Below are 15,501 nucleotides of genomic sequence, written 5' to 3'. Positions count from 1 at the left end.
GGAGAAGCTGGAAGAGCCCAGCGAGCACGCGGACGATCAAGCGACGGCGGCGGCGATGCACACGGCGTCCAGTGCGGCGTCGGCTAGCGCGGCGCATGATGCCACCCAAGCAGTGCCCTTCGACCCGTTTGCAGATGAGGAGGGTACCTCGGCCGTGGCCTTCGACCCCTTCGCGGACGAGGACGGCGCGGATGCGGACAGCGACTTCAACGACCCGGATAATATCGGCGCCCTGATTGCGGAGCTGGGGCAGCTGCGTGACCGCCGCAAGCAGGAGGATGCCTCGCAGCGCTCGCGGCGCGCGGCCATCGATACCTTCCGCCAGCGGCGTGCGGCCAAGCGCACCGACCGCGAGGTGGCCGACGGCATGGCGCGCTTGCCTTTCATCGTGCCGCGCAACCCTACGGCGGCGCTCATCGACCCCGCAAAGGAGAAGGTTGCCCCGCCGCAGCTTTCTCCCGGCGATATCGTGGCAGGTCAGTACGAAATTCTGGGCGTTATTGCCCACGGCGGTCTGGGCTGGATTTACCTGGCTAATGACCACTTCGTCTCCGGGCGCATCGTGGTGCTCAAGGGCATGCAGGCGGAAAAGTCATCAGACGAGACCGCCACCGCAGAGGTCGAGCGCGAGTTCCTGGCGGATATTACGCACCCGGGAATCGTGAAGATTTTCAACTTCATCGATGACCCCCGCGTGGACGGCGGCTTCATCGTAATGGAGTACGTGGGCGGCCCCTCGCTCAAACAGCGGCGCAACGACCAGGCAGACCGCCTGTTCCCGGTCGATACCGCGATTGCCTACATCTTGGAGCTGCTGCCGGCGCTGGACTATCTCCATGCGCGCGGGGTGGTCTACAACGACTTAAAGCCTTCGAACATCATCATCACCGAGGACCAGGTCAAGCTGATTGACCTTGGCGCGGTCTCCGGCATCGGCGCCTTCGGGCACATCTACGGCACGAAGGGCTTCCAAGCCCCGGAGATTGCCAAGGATGGCCCCTCGGTAGCCTCCGATATCTACACCATCGGCCGCACGCTGGCCTGCCTGACCTTCCATCTGCCGCAGGAAGACGGCGTCTACTTACCCGGACTGCCCTCCCCTGCCGAGGAGCCGCTGCTGCGCCGCTACCTCTCCTTCTACCGGCTGCTGCTGCGCGCCACGGACCCAGATCCGGCCAAGCGCTTTCAGAGCGTATCGCAGCTGCGGGACCAGCTCTTTGGTGTGCTCCGCGAGGTCATCGCCCTGCGCGATGGCGTTCAGCATCCCTCGCAGCACTCGCTGTTTTCCCCACAGCGTACGACCTTCGGCACCAAGCACCTGGTCTTTCGCACGGACCAGCTGATTGACGGCATCGACCGCACCGTGCGCATCACCGCCTCCGAGGTGGTCTCGGCGCTGCCGGCGCCCCTGGTGGACCGCTCCGACGTGGGCGCCGCGCTCCTGCAGGGTGCTTCCTACACGGAGCCGCAGGAAGCCCTCGAAACGCTGCGTCAGGCCATGCAGGCCCCGGAGTACGAGGAATCCGCAGAAATCCCGCTCGGCGTGGTGCGTTCCATGATCGACCTGGGTTATACCGGCCAGGCCCGCGAATGGCTCGCCTCGATTGAGGACAAGCTCGGAAACGATTGGCGCTTCCAGTGGTACTCCGGCGTCGCCGTGCTGCTTCTCGACGACTATCGCGCCGCCCAAGTGCACTTCGCGAACGTCCTCAACCTACTGCCGGGCGAGCCGGCGCCGAAGCTGGCTATCGCGGCGATTAACGAGCTCATCTTGCAGCAGCTGGGCTACAACGAAGTCTCGCTCATCGATCCTGCCATCGCGCGGGCTTGTGCGAACCTCACTACCAGCCTGGACGAGCTGCCGAACGAACTGTTTACCGACGATCGAGGAATCTGGGATCACGTCACCGATGACCCGGCTCACCTGCGTTTTAACTCGATGCGTCTGTACGGAATCGTGTGGGCCACCTACCCGACCACGGTCTCATCCGCTTTCGGCCTGGCCCGCCAGCTGCGCTCGGAGCAGCAGGTGGAGCTGGCCGTGACGACGCTAGATCGCGTGCCCAACGCCTCGCGCCACTACCGCATGGCCCGGCTGACCACCATTTTGCAACTGGTACTGCACGATCTTTCCGAATCTCGTATCCGCCGCGCTGCCCGCCGTCTGGAGGAGATCCCGCAAAATGAGCCGCGATTCTTGCAGGTCAAGGCGGCAGTCATCTCCGCGGGCCTGAACTTCCTCCGCGACTGTGACCTCGATGCGGCGGCCTCTCCGAATGACCTCTTCGAGTTCGCCTTCACGCAGCGCGGCTTACGCTATGGCTTGGCCGATACTCTGCGCGCCCTGGCTCGGCAGGCGCCCTTCGCGCGGCACCGCTACGCGCTGGTGGACCTGGCGAACCAGGTGCGGCCGGTGACCAACTTTTAGCCTGGTCCGCCTCCGCGGCTCCCCTCGATGGCTCTGCCTTCCGCCATGTCTGCCCTTCCAAATGGTGAGGTCAACCGTCCCGAACGTCACCTCAATAGCCATCACTAGCCCCAACCATGAACACTGACTCCACTAGCCACATCGCGACCTCACCATTTGACTATTCGCGTCGTGCCTCAGCCCAAATGGTGAGGACCACATGGTGAGGTGAGTGATCACCAGCCCCAGCAGACAGCGCCAGTCACAGTAGTTACAGCTCGACCTCACCATCTAGGCCAACCACCTGCAAATGGTGAGGACCCTGGTGAGAGGAAGCGCCTACGCCTGGCGCACCACTTGCTGCAGTCCCCGCTCACGGCCAGACACCCAAGTTGCCCGCAAATCTGCGAGGAACTTCTGCGGCTGATGAAACAGCTCAGTCGAAGTCACACGGAATACCGTGTAGCCGGCATTCTGCAATCGCACCTCGCGGCGACGCTCTTCCACGATTACCCGCCGGGTATCCGAGCCATAGGTTTCGCCGTCATACTTCACGGCTCCATCAATTTCCAATACCAGCCAACCATCAATCAGAACATCAACTCGAACACTGGGAATCACCCAGACTTGCTGTTGGATGGAATGACCCATCTTTGCGTGTGCCAATAACGCGATACATAATGCCTCGTAGGGCGACTCGCATTGACCAGAGAGAAGCGATATAGCTCGACGTGCTTCAGCGATATCTTTGACCCGCCCCATAGTTTCGAGGCAATCCATAGCCATAGCCTTAGCAGCCTCGACATCGAGTTCAGGATGCATCCGGAACCATGATTCGAGTGCCACGAAGCCGCGAATCCAGCCTTCGAAGCGCGCGACATCCAACGCGGCGCGCAAAGCAGACGTCACGCGAACGCCCTGCGCCTTCTCGACCATAGAATCTGGCAGACGCATCTTCTTGTAACTTCGGCCGTGGCCCCAGTCTCTCCGCGGCGGCATAACGCCAGAGCGCAGAGCGAGCGTCACCGGCTCCTCGCCGCACCGCGGCGGAAGGACCCACAACCCATGCACCCGCGCCGCCGAAACTCCCACGAGCACAGCCCGCCTAGCACAATGGCCCGCCCGCAAACACCGCGCCAGCTGCTCTTCATGCCAAGGAAGCGACTGCCCTTCTACTACTCCCCCGAATTGTTCCATAGGGCTAGTCCACTAGCCGGGCCAGTACTAGCGCAAGAGGGAATTGGCGCAACAGGTCAAATCTGTGGATAACTCATCGCGACGAAGGGGCCAACCACCAGGTTGGCCCCTTCCAAACGCGGACTAGTACAGCCCCGCCTCACGCGCCATATCGGCGATTTCAGCGGACTTCTGTGCGATAGCCAGCTCCTCGTTGGTCGGCACCACGAAGACCTTGACCGGCGAGTCCGGCGTGGAAATCATGCGCGGCTCCTTCGAGCGCACAAGGTTTGCTTCCTTATCAAAGTGGATGCCATACATTCCCAGGTTGAACAGCGAATCCTGACGCACCTCAGTGTCATTTTCGCCCACACCCGCGGTGAAGGTGATCGCATCCAGGCGGCCTAGCGCAATCATGTACGAGCCGATGAAGCGGCGCAGCTGGTGGATGTAGATGTTGTATGCCAGCCATGCATCCTGGTCCTCGGCTTCGATGCGCTCACGCAGCACACGGAAGTCGTTGACGCCAGAAATGCCCTTCACACCGGATTGCTTGTTGAGCAGGTTGTCAATCTCATCGATAGACATGCCCGCCTGGCGGGAGAGGTGGAAGATGATGCCCGGGTCAATGTCACCAGAACGGGTACCCATTGCCAGACCAGCCAGCGGGGTAAGGCCCATCGAGGTGTCAATCGGGCGGCCATGGCGGATTGCTGCTGCCGAAGCACCGTTGCCCAGATGCAGCGTGATCTGGTTGACGCGCTTCGGGTCCTTATCCAGAAGGCGCGGAACCTGCTGGGAGACGAACTCGTGGGAGGTGCCGTGGAAGCCATAGCGACGGATGTCGTACTTGGAGGCCACCTCGTTGTTGATGGCGTAAAGCGCAGCAGCCGGCGGCAGGGTGTTGAAGAACGCGGTATCGAACACGGCCACGTGCGGAATGTTCGGCAGCATCTTGCGAGCCACGCGAATGCCGTCCAGGTTGGCCGGGTTGTGCAGCGGAGCCAGCGGGATGAGGTCCTCAATCATGGACTCAATCTGGTCCGTAATCAGCTGTGGATCGGAGAAGAGGCGGCCGCCGTGCACAACGCGGTGGCCCACGGCGATGACCTCAACGTCCATCGGGCCGACATTGTGCTGATGCATAATGTCGAACGCGCGCTCCAGGCCGAAAGAGTGGGTAGGAATCTCCAGCTCTTCCTTGTATTCCTCGCCACCAGTCTTGACGGTGACGGCACCCATCGGCTCGCCGACCTGCTCCACAAGGCCGGAGACCAGCGGGGCGTCGGTAGCCTTGCCTGCTGGGTCAACCAGCTGGAACTTGACTGAGGAAGATCCTGAGTTAAGAACGAGTACGTAGGCCATTTACTTGACTCCTGCCTGGATAGCCGTGATTGCGACGGTGTTGATGATGTCCGGAACGGTAGCGCCGCGGGAAAGGTCGTTGACCGGCTTGTTCAGGCCCTGCAGAATCGGGCCGACTGCCAGTGCGCCGCCGGTACGCTGGGCGGTCTTGTAGCCGATGTTGCCCGCCTCCAGGTCCGGGAAGATGAAGACGTTTGCCTGTCCAGCCACCTCGGACTCCGGTGCCTTCTTGGCAGCAACGCCTGGGTCACAAGCGGCGTCGAACTGCAGCGGGCCATCCACCTTGACGGAGGAATCGATACCGCGGGCAGCCTCAACAGCAGCAACTGCACGGTCGACGTCCGGGCCGGAGCCAGAGGTGCCGGTGGAGTAAGACAGCATGGCCACGCGTGGGTCGATGCCGAACTGCGCTGCGGTCTTCGCAGAAACCACGGCGATTTCACCCAGCTGCTCGGCGGTCGGGTTCGGGTTGACCGCGCAGTCACCGAAAGCCCACAGGCGTCCGCGCATCACCATCAAAAAGATGGAGGAAACAACGGATGCACCAGGCGCGGTCTTGATGATCTGGAAGGAAGGCTTAATCGTGTGCGCGGTGGTGTGCGCAGCGCCGGAAACCATGCCGTCTGCCAGGCCCTTGTGCACCATCATGGTGGCAAAGTAGGAAACATCCTTCATGGTCTCGCGCGCCTGCTCGAGGGTAACGCCCTTCTTCTTGCGCAGCTCCGCGAAGTCGGCCGCGAACTCCTCTGCCAGCGGGGAGTTCAGGTGGTCAATGACGTCTACGCCGGTGAGATCCACGCCGAGGAGCTCCGCACGCTTGGCGACGTCCGCCTCATCACCCAGGATGGTCAGCTTCGCCACCTTGCCCGCCATAAGCGCTCCGGCTGCCTCGATAATGCGGTCATCCTCGCCTTCCGGCAGAACGATGTGTGCACCGGCGGCACGGGCCTGGTCGAGCAGCTGCTTCTGGAAGACCTCCGCGCTCATGACCGGCGCGACGGACTCGATGGCCGCGAGCGCACCGGGGACAGACGCGACGTCGGTAAACGCGCCTACTACCTCAGCGCCCAGGGAACGGGCATGTGCAAGGGCCAGGTCGGAGGTTCGCTGCGGAGCGTTGGAAATCAGAACGAACGGGATGCCCAGGGCCGCTGCGGCCTTGGCATCAAAGTCCATCACACCCGTGCCCTGCAACACGACGTCGCCTTCTGGAACGGTGACCAGAATCTGGTCCAGGGTGGTGCCCAGGTCATCGAGCTGCGCGAAGGTCGCGCCGAGGTCGGTTGCCAGGGAGGCGATATCGAGGCCGTCAAAACCACGGCCAATGACGCTCACGAGTGCGGAGTTCTGTGAAGACATTTACTGCTAGCCTTTCTCTTTCCAAAGAGTAGACGATGTTGTGTGTTGCGCGTCACGAGGCACAACATACAGTGACCTCTTCACCATACTGGAGATGTCCGAATTTAGCCGTTTTAAAAAGGCTTAGTGCAATCTAAAACACATTTAGGAACCTCCAATCGCCCAGCCGCCCGGAAAAGTAGTGTGGTGAGTCACATAAATTGCTCAGAGTGAGAGCCGCAGAGTAGGTTGAATTTATAAGGATTGTTACTTCGGGCAAGACCTAGGATGCTGTGCGCGCTGCGCATTCCACTGAACTGTGAAATTCAAAGACCCAGCTTCCTGGGTCTTTTGTAGTTTTTAGCCTCCTGGGTAGGCCCCAGGGACGTCGCGAACTGCATTGCGCCCGGTAAGAAGTTCGAAAGGAAATCTCATGTCGACGCAAACGCGCTCTACAGCTGAGGCCATCCTGGATGGCATCGGCGGCGCGCAAAACATTGCCTCTTTCACGCACTGCGCCACCCGCCTGCGCTTCCAGCTTAACGACGCCTCGAAAGCCGACAAGGAAGCGCTCGACGCCATCCCCAAGGTGCTCGGCGCCGTGCCGCAAGGCGGCTCAAATTACCAGGTAGTTATCGGTGGCGACGTCGCTACCGTCTACGACGAGATCAACGCTTTGCCGGAGATGAAAGGCGGCGGCGCTTCGGATGCGGACATCAAAGCCGCGGCCCGCTCGAAGGCGAAGGGCAAGGTTCCTTTTATGGACGAGTTCTTCGAGTACTTGTCCGATTCTTTCCGACCAATTCTGGGTGTGTTGCTTGGCGCCTCGCTGATTATCGCCTTCGCGTCGATCCTCGACGCATTCGGAATCGTCGACTTCCGCGCCGAGGACAAGCCCGCCTCGTGGTTCTTCGTCGACGCCATGTGGCGCTCCGTCTTCTACTTCCTGCCGCTGATGGTGGCCTACAACGCCGGCAAGAAGCTGCGCATCGACCCATGGGTCCCGGGCGCCATCATGGCCGCCCTGCTGACTCCGGAGTTCTTGGGCCTTTCTGAGAACCCTGCCGTCCAGTGCGTGGTCAACGATACGTTGGGCAGCGAGCAGTGCTCCATTCCTATCTTCGGCATGACCATGCAGCTTCCGGGGTACGGCGGCAATGTCTTCGTGCCGTTGATGATGGCTTTTGTGGCAGCGCTGGTCTACCGCTTCTTCCAGAAGATCATTCCTTCTGCTCTGCACATGGTGTTCGTCCCGTTCTTCACCATGCTCATCGTCATCCCTCTCACGGCATTTCTCATCGGCCCGTTCGGCGTATGGGCCGGTAACGGCATCGGCGCCGGCCTGTCCTGGATGAATGACAACGTTCCATTCGTCTTCGCCCTGGCTATCCCGATGATCTACCCGTTCCTGGTTCCGCTGGGTCTGCACTGGCCACTGAACGCCTTGATGCTGGTAAACATCCAGACCTTGGGCTATGACTTCATCCAGGGCCCAATGGGTGCTTGGAACTTCGCCTGCTTCGGCGCCACCGCCGCCGTGCTGGCACTGTCCATCCGCGACAAAGACACCGTGATGCGTCAGACCGCCGGCTCCGCATTGGTTGCGGGCCTGCTGGGCGGCGTCTCCGAGCCTTCTCTCTACGGCATTCACCTGCGTTACAAGCGCATCTACCCGCGCATGCTGGTGGGCTGCTTTGCCGGTGGCCTGACCGTGGCACTTTTGACCCTGGGCTCCAACGGCATCACCACGGATGCCTTCGTCTTCACCTCCCTGCTCACCATCTCTGTGTTTACCCCGATGGCCAAGTACGCCATCGCCATTGCTGTGGCATTCGTCGTGGCCTTCCTGGCGGTCTACATCACTGACTACCGCTCCCCGGAAGAGCGCGCAGCGCTCAAGGCCGCAGCCGCAGAGGAGAAGAACGCACCGCTTGCCGACGCCCCGGCCGAGCCCGCAGCCGCAGCCGCCGCTGCCGCTGCCGGCACCGTCACCGACATCTCCTCCCCTGCAGAGGGCGAGATTGTCCCTATGGCCGAGATCGATGACCCAGTCTTTTCTGCCGGCACGCTGGGCGATGGCGTGGGAGTCATCCCTGCTGAAGACAAGGTCTACTCCCCTGTTGCGGGCACCATCGTCAGCGCGATGAAGACCGGCCACGCTTATGGCATCAAGACCGAGTCCGGCGTCGAGGTCCTCGTCCACATCGGCATCAACACCGTGAAGATGAAGGGCGAGGGATTTGCTCCTGCCGTTAAGAAGGGCGATACCGTGGGGGCTGGCGATCTGCTAGCCACCGTGGACTTCGACGCAGTCCGCGCCGCCGGTTTCGACACCACCATCGTCGTAGCAGTCACCAACACCAAGTCCCTGGCCGAGGTAACTCCGGCCGGAATTAAGAAGGCTACGGCTGGCGATACCATCATCACCGCTACCCGCTAAAACCGCTTCGGCGCGTATGCGGCGCGCTATTCCATGAGGCCCGATGAGTTCTATTATCATCGGGCCTCATGCAGATCCTGCGCGTTTTCAATAACAACGTCATCCTCGCTCGCCGCGGCACTGGTGCCGCAGCAGAGGAAGTGATCGTTACCGGGCGCGGGATCGGTTTCAAGGCCCGCTCCGGCGACGAGGTGGACCCTGCCAAGGTGGTCAAGGTTTTCGTGCCAGCCTCCGGCCGCGACCCCGACCACTCGGCTCTCATGCTCGCATCCGTGCCGGGCGAGTTCATCCAGCTGGTGCTAGAGGCCATGGATCAGGCCGCGGTGCCGGAGAGCTACCGCAACAAGCTAACCCTCGTCGTCGCATTGGCGGACCACGTCCACTCCGCAGTCCAACGCGGCGCCACCATCAACTATCCGCTCGAAGCGGAGGTGCGCCACCTCTATCAGGAGGATTTCGAACTAGCGAAGCGCCTCTTGCGCGTAATTAACGAGCAGCTGCACACGCCGCTAGCGGAGTCAGAGGCCATTGCCATCACTTTGCACTTGGTCAATGCGGGGTTCTTGGTGGGCGACTTGTCTGGCACCTACCGCATGACGGGTCTAATCCAGCAGCTGCTCGACATCATCGGCCAGCATGCCGGAGTGAAGCTAAACAGCGAGGAAATCTCCGTCGCGCGTTTCATTACACACTTGCGCTATCTCTTCGTCCGCATGGCAGAGCACACGCAATTGGACTCGCAGGGCACCGCAATCGGCGAAGCAATCAACGCCCAGTACCCGCAGGCAGCAGACTGTTCACGCACTATCGCAGAGCTCATCGAGCTGCGCATGGACACGGAACTTACCGCGGATGAGGTCAGCTACCTGACGCTGCACATTGCGCGCCTGCAGAAAGCGTCCACGCAAGACATCGAACAGGGCTAACGCTCACGTACAATCGTGTGCCATGACTTACACGATTTCCGCTGCGAACTTGTCCCACCTCAGCCCGCTGCAGGTGCACGAGCTGTATAAGTTGCGAGTGGACGTCTTCGTGCACGAGCAACAGTGCCCATATGCAGAAATCGACGATACGGATGCACGCGACAGCACGGTGCATATCCTGGCGATTGATGATGAGACCCAGCAGCTGGCTGGCACCGCGCGCGTCTTCCCCTCCACGCTAGATGGCGAGGAGGTGGCCCAGTTTGGCCGCTTTGCTCTGGATAAACAAGCTCGCGGCACGGGGCTAGGCAAGCAGGTCATGGAAGCGGCGTTGCAGTATGCCGCGGTGGCAATGAGCGGCCAGCCGGTCTACTTGGAGGCACAGGCACCGCTGGTGGATTACTACGGCACCTATGGTTTTGAGGTGTGCGGCGCGCTTTTCGACGACGAGGGCATCCCCCACCAGCCGATGATTCTGCGCCGCGAGGGCTAATCGTCTGCGGAACGGTTAAGAACTGGGTCGACCTCTACGACGGGCTCAGCGACCTCAACGAAATCGATGTCGGCGGCATCGTTAGCTACTGGGTCCACGGCCTGTGCGTTGGCGACAACGTGCGCGTTCGGGGTCTGGCTGATGCTGATCTTGGCGGCAGCAAGCGCGGCACGGTCGCGCGCAGTCTCGACGTCTTCTGCGGTGGTTGCCACCATGCCCATGCGGCGACCGACGTAGGCACCGGGCTTGCCAAAGAGACGGACGTCGGTCTCTTCGAAGGCCATGGCCTCTGCAACGCCGCTATAAGCGACGTCGTCAGTCGCGGCGTCGGCATGCAGCACGACGCTGGCGCCGGGCGAGGTTAGGGTGACGTCGATTGGGTAGCCCAGGATGGCGCGGGCGTGCAGCTCGAACTCGGAGAAGCGCTGCGTGTAACCGGTGAGCATGGCGGTATCGGAAGGGCGCGGGGAGACGGAAGAGAAATACACATCCTCGCCGGCGACGAAGAGCTCGACGCCGTAGACGCCGCGTCCGCCTAGCTCGTTGGAGATGCGCGCGGCAACGGACCGTGCGTTCTCAAGTGCGGTCTCGCTCATGGCCAGCGGCTGCCAGGATTCGATGAGGTCGCCGCGCTCGTGACGGTGGCCGATGGGCTCACTGAACCAGGTGCAGAGCTTGCCCGTTGCAGGGTCGATGGAGCGAACGGCGAGGAGGGTGACCTCGTAGTCAAAGTCCACGAAGCGCTCGGCGATGACGCGCTTTTCATCGGAGGACACACGGCGCACTAGGTTCCAGGCGTCTTTGAGATCATCCTCATCCTTGACCAGCATGTGGCCCTTGCCGGAGGTTGCCACGTCAGGCTTTACGATGCACGGCATGCCGAGCTCATGGACGGCTTCGGCAAGCTCCTCCGCGGAGCTGGCAAAACGGTATGCGGTTACGGGCAGGCCAATGTTTTCGGCCGCCTCACGGATGGTCTGGCGGGACTGGGTCAGTTCGCACGCCCGGGCGCTAGGGACGACGACGGCGGGGGTCTCCGACTCAAGCCGCGACAGCGCCTCGACGGCCACAACCTCAACTTCGGGAACGATATAGTCTGGCCGGATGCGCTGGGCGATTTCAAGGACTTTGGCTTCATCGGTGATGTCCGCAATGTAGCTAAAGTGCGCGAGCTGTTGTGCAGGGGCGCCGGCGTAGCGGTCGACGGCGTGTACCTCAAGGCCCAAGTTCTGGAAGGCAATGACTAGTTGCTTGCCCAGCTCGCCTGCACCAAGCAGCAGCACTTTGGTGGCGTTACCGGTAAGGGGGGTACCTATATGACCTGCGATGTCGCCTGAAATATCCATCCTTGAATTATTGCATACCAACCCCACAGACTTATTAACGAAAAGCCAGGCTGGCCTTTCGCAGGCTTATCAAGCTCCGCAGGCATATCCGGATGCATCTAGCTAAGCCAGGAGACTAATTACCAATGCCCCTGTAGCAACCAGTGCCACGCCGCCAAAACCTGCTCACTGTGATCCGAAAAACACGGATACAGCAATAGAAATGCGAGATATCGGATTGGATATCTCGCATTTGTCGAACTTAAGCAACGTACATCTAGTGGTCGGTCATGACGTCATGGCGGACGATGGTTTGGTCGCGGCCGGGGCCCACGCCGATGTAGGACATGCGGCAACCTGAGAGTTCCTCAAGGCGGAGGACGTAGTCCTGAGCCTTCTGTGGGAGTTCCTCAAAAGTCTTGCAGCCCGTGATGTCCTCATCCCATGCCGGCATGGTCTCAAAGATTGGCGTGGCGTGATGGAACTCAGACTGGGTCAGTGGCATCTCGTCGTAGCGCTTGCCATCGACGTCGTAAGCCACGCAGATCGGAATCTCGCCAATGCCGGTGAGCACGTCCAACTTGGTCAGGAAGTAATCGGTGAAACCGTTGACGCGGGTGGCGTAGCGGGCCACCACAGAGTCATACCAACCACAACGGCGCTTACGGCCGGTGTTAACGCCGATCTCACCACCGGTGGTCTGTAGGTACTCGCCCCACTTGTCAAAGAGCTCGGTGGGGAACGGGCCGGCGCCCACGCGAGTGGTGTAGGCCTTGATAATGCCTAGTGAGGTCTTGATGCGGGTCGGGCCGATGCCGGAGCCCACGGAGGCACCGCCGGCAGACGGGTTCGAGGACGTAACGAACGGGTAAGTGCCGTGGTCCACATCCAGCATGGTGGCCTGGCCGCCCTCCATCAGGATGTGCTTGCCCTGCTCCAAGGCCTTGTTTAGCTCTAGCTCTGCATCGATAACCATCGGCGCCAGGCGCTCGCGGTAGCTCAAGAAGTAATCCACGATCTGGTCAGGGTCAATCGCCTTGCGGTTGTACATCTTCACCAGCATCTGGTTCTTGATGTCCAGCGCAGACTCAACCTTCTGCCGCAGGATGGATTCATCAAAGATGTCCTGCACGCGGATACCGATGCGAGCGACCTTATCGGAGTAAGCCGGGCCAATACCGCGGCCCGTGGTGCCAATGGCGCGCTTGCCCAAGAAACGCTCCTGCACGCGGTCCAGGGTCTGGTGGTATGGCGCTACCAGGTGAGCGTTCGCGGAGATTCGCAGGCGCGAGGCATTCGCGCCGCGTGCCTCAAGGCCGTCGATCTCATCAAAGAGAGCTTCAAGATTAATAACAACGCCGTTGCCCAATACCGGAGTTGCGTTCTCAGAGAGAATGCCGGCGGGAAGGAGCTTGAGCTCATACTTCTCGCCGCCAACTACAACAGTATGGCCAGCGTTATTGCCGCCATTCGGCTTGACTACGTAGTCAACCTTGCCACCGAGAATATCGGTGGCCTTACCTTTACCTTCGTCGCCCCATTGAGCGCCAACGATGACGATTGCTGCCATGTCTGGGTGTCACTTCCTAATGATTGAAGCCAAATACGCAACCACTTTACCCCTAGAAGTGTGCAGACGGGTATTAATTGACAGCTCTCATTTTTAGACACGGCTGCTTCGCCGCGTTTACGCGATGTTCAGGAATACCAAGATGTTGACGATGTTCGCGAAGTCGATGAACATGCCGCCAATGATCGGCAGGATGAAGAAAGCCAGCTTGGATTCCTTGAACTTGGTGACCACGGAGTCCATGTTTGCCATGCCGTTCGGGGTAGCGCCCATACCGAAGCCGCAGTGGCCAGCGGTAAGAACCGCGGCGTCGTAGTCGCGGCCCATGACGCGGAAGGTGACAAAGTTAGCAAACAGCCACATGAGTGCCGTCTGACCCACCAGCAGAATGAGCATAGGGACAGCCAGCTCAGCGAGCTCCCAGAGCTTGATGTTCATAAGAGCCATCGCCAGGAAGAAGTTCAGGCCAATGACGCCGAGAATCTCAACCTCTTGGGTTGGGACCAGTTCCTTGTATTCCTTCTGCTCACGAGAGTCATTAATAAAGCGCAGGATAATCGCCACAATCATGGAGCCGAAGTAAAGCGGGAAGGCCGCCTTATCGGTGAGCATGCCCACGAAGTGGTTCATCGCATCGGTCACGAAGCTACCGATGAGCATCGAAACCAGAATCATCACGAAGGCGTGCAGCATGGCGTCGCCGCGCAGCTTGCGGGCGACGTGAGCAATCAGCGACTCATCGATATCGACCTTTGCTGCCTTCTGATCCATCAGATTGCCCTTGGTAATCAGGCGGTTAGCCAGCGGGCCGCCCATGAGCGAGCCCATGATGAGGCCAAAGGTAGCTGCGGTGTAAGCCACGGTTTCTGCACCGCTAACACCAGACTGCTCGACGAGAGGCGCGATACCGCCCGAAACACCGTGGCCACCGGTCATGGAAACAGAGCCCGTCATCAAGGCCAGCTTGGCATCGACACCAACGATTGGAGCCAGGCCCACGGCAACTACGTTCTGCAGAATGGTCAGAACAATCGCCACAACGAGGAAGACCATTACCTTCGGGCCGGCGGCGCGCAGCACCTTCAACGATGCGCCGTAGCCCACCGTGGTGAAGAAGATAACCATGAAGAAGCTCTGCAGCGTGGTATCGAACGTAATCTCAGCGATACCAGTCTGGTGCAGCACCAGGTTGATCAAAGCAAAGAGGAAGCCACCGATAACCGGGGCCGGAATAGCAAAGCGCTCAAAGAAATAAATCCGCTGCTTGAGCCAAATACCCAGCAAGAGCAACACGACAGCGATGCCGATGGACTGGATCATGGTGAATTCAATTGCCAAGATGAAGCCTCCGTGAAGTTGTCGGGATAGTTACCTGTGTGCCACGGCACGAAGATAAATAAAATGTGAAGTTGAAAGTAGTGTGGACTAAAAATATATCCCCATGTGACCCCCTCCACCCCAATTGGCGGTTATCAATGGGGGTAATTTGCGCTGTAGGGTGTAGAAGTTATGCCCCAATTCGCGGGGTGATTCGCTGGGAAAGGCAAGGTAACTCACGGTGGCCCTAATCGTTGTTCGTTGCGGAAGCAGACTCAGCCTGGATTTGCCCCCACACGCAGAGGTTCTCGACGTCAGCGCGGTTCCAACCCGCTCCGAGCTTCGTCCGCTAGACGCAGCCGCGAAGACCGCACTGCCGGAAGATCCCACCCCTTCCCTCGATGAGATTGCCGCCCAACCCGACGTCCGGCATTTGAGTACCCCCGCCTTCGCGCCGCAAGGGCCCCACTTGGTGGAGCCACTACGCATCGTCGTGGTAGGAGACGACGCCGCCTTGAGCGCAGTTCTTAGCCGCATGATGCGCGGCGACTACCTCTGGGCCGAGATCGCCTATGTGCCCACGGATTCTTCTTCGCCCGCTGCCCGCAACTGGGGCCTGCCTACTGATCTGCAATCTGCGCTCAGCGTTGCGCTTTCAGCACCGGTGCACCCAGTACCGCTGATCCGCAATGATGCAGGTCTTGCCGTGGCGGGCTCGGCTTCGATTTCCGAATGGAATAACACGGACATCACCGGCGAGATCATCGTGGATGATCATGTTGTCGTCCGCCACGAAGGTACCGGCAAGGCCGGCATCGGTACGTATGGTGCCCGGTTGGTACCGATGATTGATGCGCCGGGGATCTTGGCAGCGAAGGCTGTCTCCCCCGTTGCTAAATCCGCAGACCTAGGGCTTGCTGAAGCCGCAAAGTCCGGCTTCGGCGGATGGCTGCGATCGAAGTTCTCCTCCCCCATCGCCTCCGGCCAGCTCGATGAATCCAGCATCTGTACCGGCCGCGCGGTGCAAGCGGGCGGCCCGGAGCTGCGCGTAATCGTCGATGGCGTCAGCGCGAAGCGAGCCGTCAAGCGCGTGACCTTCTACCGGCACCTGCGTGATCTGCAGGTTGTACGGCCTTAATTATCG

Annotated in this window: 11 protein-coding genes; 5 read left to right on the top strand and 6 right to left on the bottom strand. The window is 60.4% G+C overall.

Annotation, left to right across the window (positions count from 1 at the left end; all coding sequences use genetic code 11):
- Window positions 1–55 precede the first annotated feature (55 nt).
- Window positions 56–2,428 carry a serine/threonine protein kinase gene (locus HMPREF3158_RS07585; protein ID WP_371326202.1) on the top strand — a complete coding sequence of 791 codons (2,373 nt, stop codon included), beginning with the start codon at window positions 56–58 and terminating at the stop codon, window positions 2,426–2,428.
- A 318-nt stretch (window positions 2,429–2,746) separates the two neighbouring features.
- On the opposite strand, the gene HMPREF3158_RS07580 is transcribed toward HMPREF3158_RS07585, so the two are convergent.
- From HMPREF3158_RS07580 to pta, 3 genes are all read right to left on the bottom strand, one after another.
- Window positions 2,747–3,505, bottom strand: coding sequence for a hypothetical protein (locus HMPREF3158_RS07580; protein WP_070455292.1), 759 nt, complete (start codon window positions 3,503–3,505; stop codon window positions 2,747–2,749).
- A gap of 222 nt (window positions 3,506–3,727) precedes the next feature.
- The gene (locus HMPREF3158_RS07575) at window positions 3,728–4,948 is read right to left on the bottom strand and encodes an acetate kinase (protein ID WP_061924828.1); all 1,221 of its coding nucleotides are present in this window, start codon (window positions 4,946–4,948) and stop codon (window positions 3,728–3,730) included.
- Window positions 4,949–6,307 carry a phosphate acetyltransferase gene (pta, locus tag HMPREF3158_RS07570; RefSeq protein ID WP_061924832.1) on the bottom strand — a complete coding sequence of 453 codons (1,359 nt, stop codon included), beginning with the start codon at window positions 6,305–6,307 and terminating at the stop codon, window positions 4,949–4,951.
- A 412-nt stretch (window positions 6,308–6,719) separates the two neighbouring features.
- Between pta and HMPREF3158_RS07565 the strand changes: the two genes are divergently transcribed.
- From HMPREF3158_RS07565 to HMPREF3158_RS07555, 3 genes are all read left to right on the top strand, one after another.
- A complete protein-coding gene (locus tag HMPREF3158_RS07565) occupies window positions 6,720–8,726 on the top strand; it encodes a glucose PTS transporter subunit IIA (protein ID WP_070497937.1) in 2,007 nt (668 codons plus the stop codon).
- Between the two features lie 68 nt (window positions 8,727–8,794).
- On the top strand, window positions 8,795–9,652 hold the full coding sequence (locus HMPREF3158_RS07560; RefSeq protein WP_061924839.1) for a PRD domain-containing protein: 858 nt from the start codon (window positions 8,795–8,797) through the stop codon (window positions 9,650–9,652).
- A gap of 22 nt (window positions 9,653–9,674) precedes the next feature.
- Complete coding sequence (locus tag HMPREF3158_RS07555) at window positions 9,675–10,145, top strand: GNAT family N-acetyltransferase (protein ID WP_061924843.1); 471 nt, start codon at window positions 9,675–9,677, stop codon at window positions 10,143–10,145.
- On the opposite strand, the gene purT is transcribed toward HMPREF3158_RS07555, so the two are convergent.
- The 3 genes from purT to gltS form a co-directional block, all read right to left on the bottom strand.
- Complete coding sequence (gene purT, locus HMPREF3158_RS07550; RefSeq protein ID WP_070497935.1) at window positions 10,142–11,491, bottom strand: formate-dependent phosphoribosylglycinamide formyltransferase; 1,350 nt, start codon at window positions 11,489–11,491, stop codon at window positions 10,142–10,144. The two genes, HMPREF3158_RS07555 and purT, sit on opposite strands and share 4 nt — an antisense overlap.
- A gap of 256 nt (window positions 11,492–11,747) precedes the next feature.
- Complete coding sequence (locus HMPREF3158_RS07545; protein WP_070497933.1) at window positions 11,748–13,040, bottom strand: adenylosuccinate synthase; 1,293 nt, start codon at window positions 13,038–13,040, stop codon at window positions 11,748–11,750.
- Window positions 13,041–13,157: 117 nt separating this feature from the next.
- Window positions 13,158–14,378, bottom strand: a complete 1,221-nt coding sequence (gene gltS / locus HMPREF3158_RS07540; protein ID WP_210385623.1) for a sodium/glutamate symporter — start codon at window positions 14,376–14,378, stop codon at window positions 13,158–13,160.
- Window positions 14,379–14,598: 220 nt separating this feature from the next.
- On the opposite strand from gltS, the gene HMPREF3158_RS07535 reads away from it, so the two are divergent.
- A complete protein-coding gene (locus HMPREF3158_RS07535) occupies window positions 14,599–15,495 on the top strand; it encodes a hypothetical protein (protein ID WP_070432289.1) in 897 nt (298 codons plus the stop codon).
- The last annotated feature ends 6 nt before the right edge of the window (window positions 15,496–15,501 follow it).

This window comes from Corynebacterium sp. HMSC06G04 (genome assembly GCF_001807365.1).
GTDB lineage: Bacteria > Actinomycetota > Actinomycetes > Mycobacteriales > Mycobacteriaceae > Corynebacterium > Corynebacterium simulans.
This window is presented reverse-complemented; position numbering and strand designations above follow the sequence as displayed.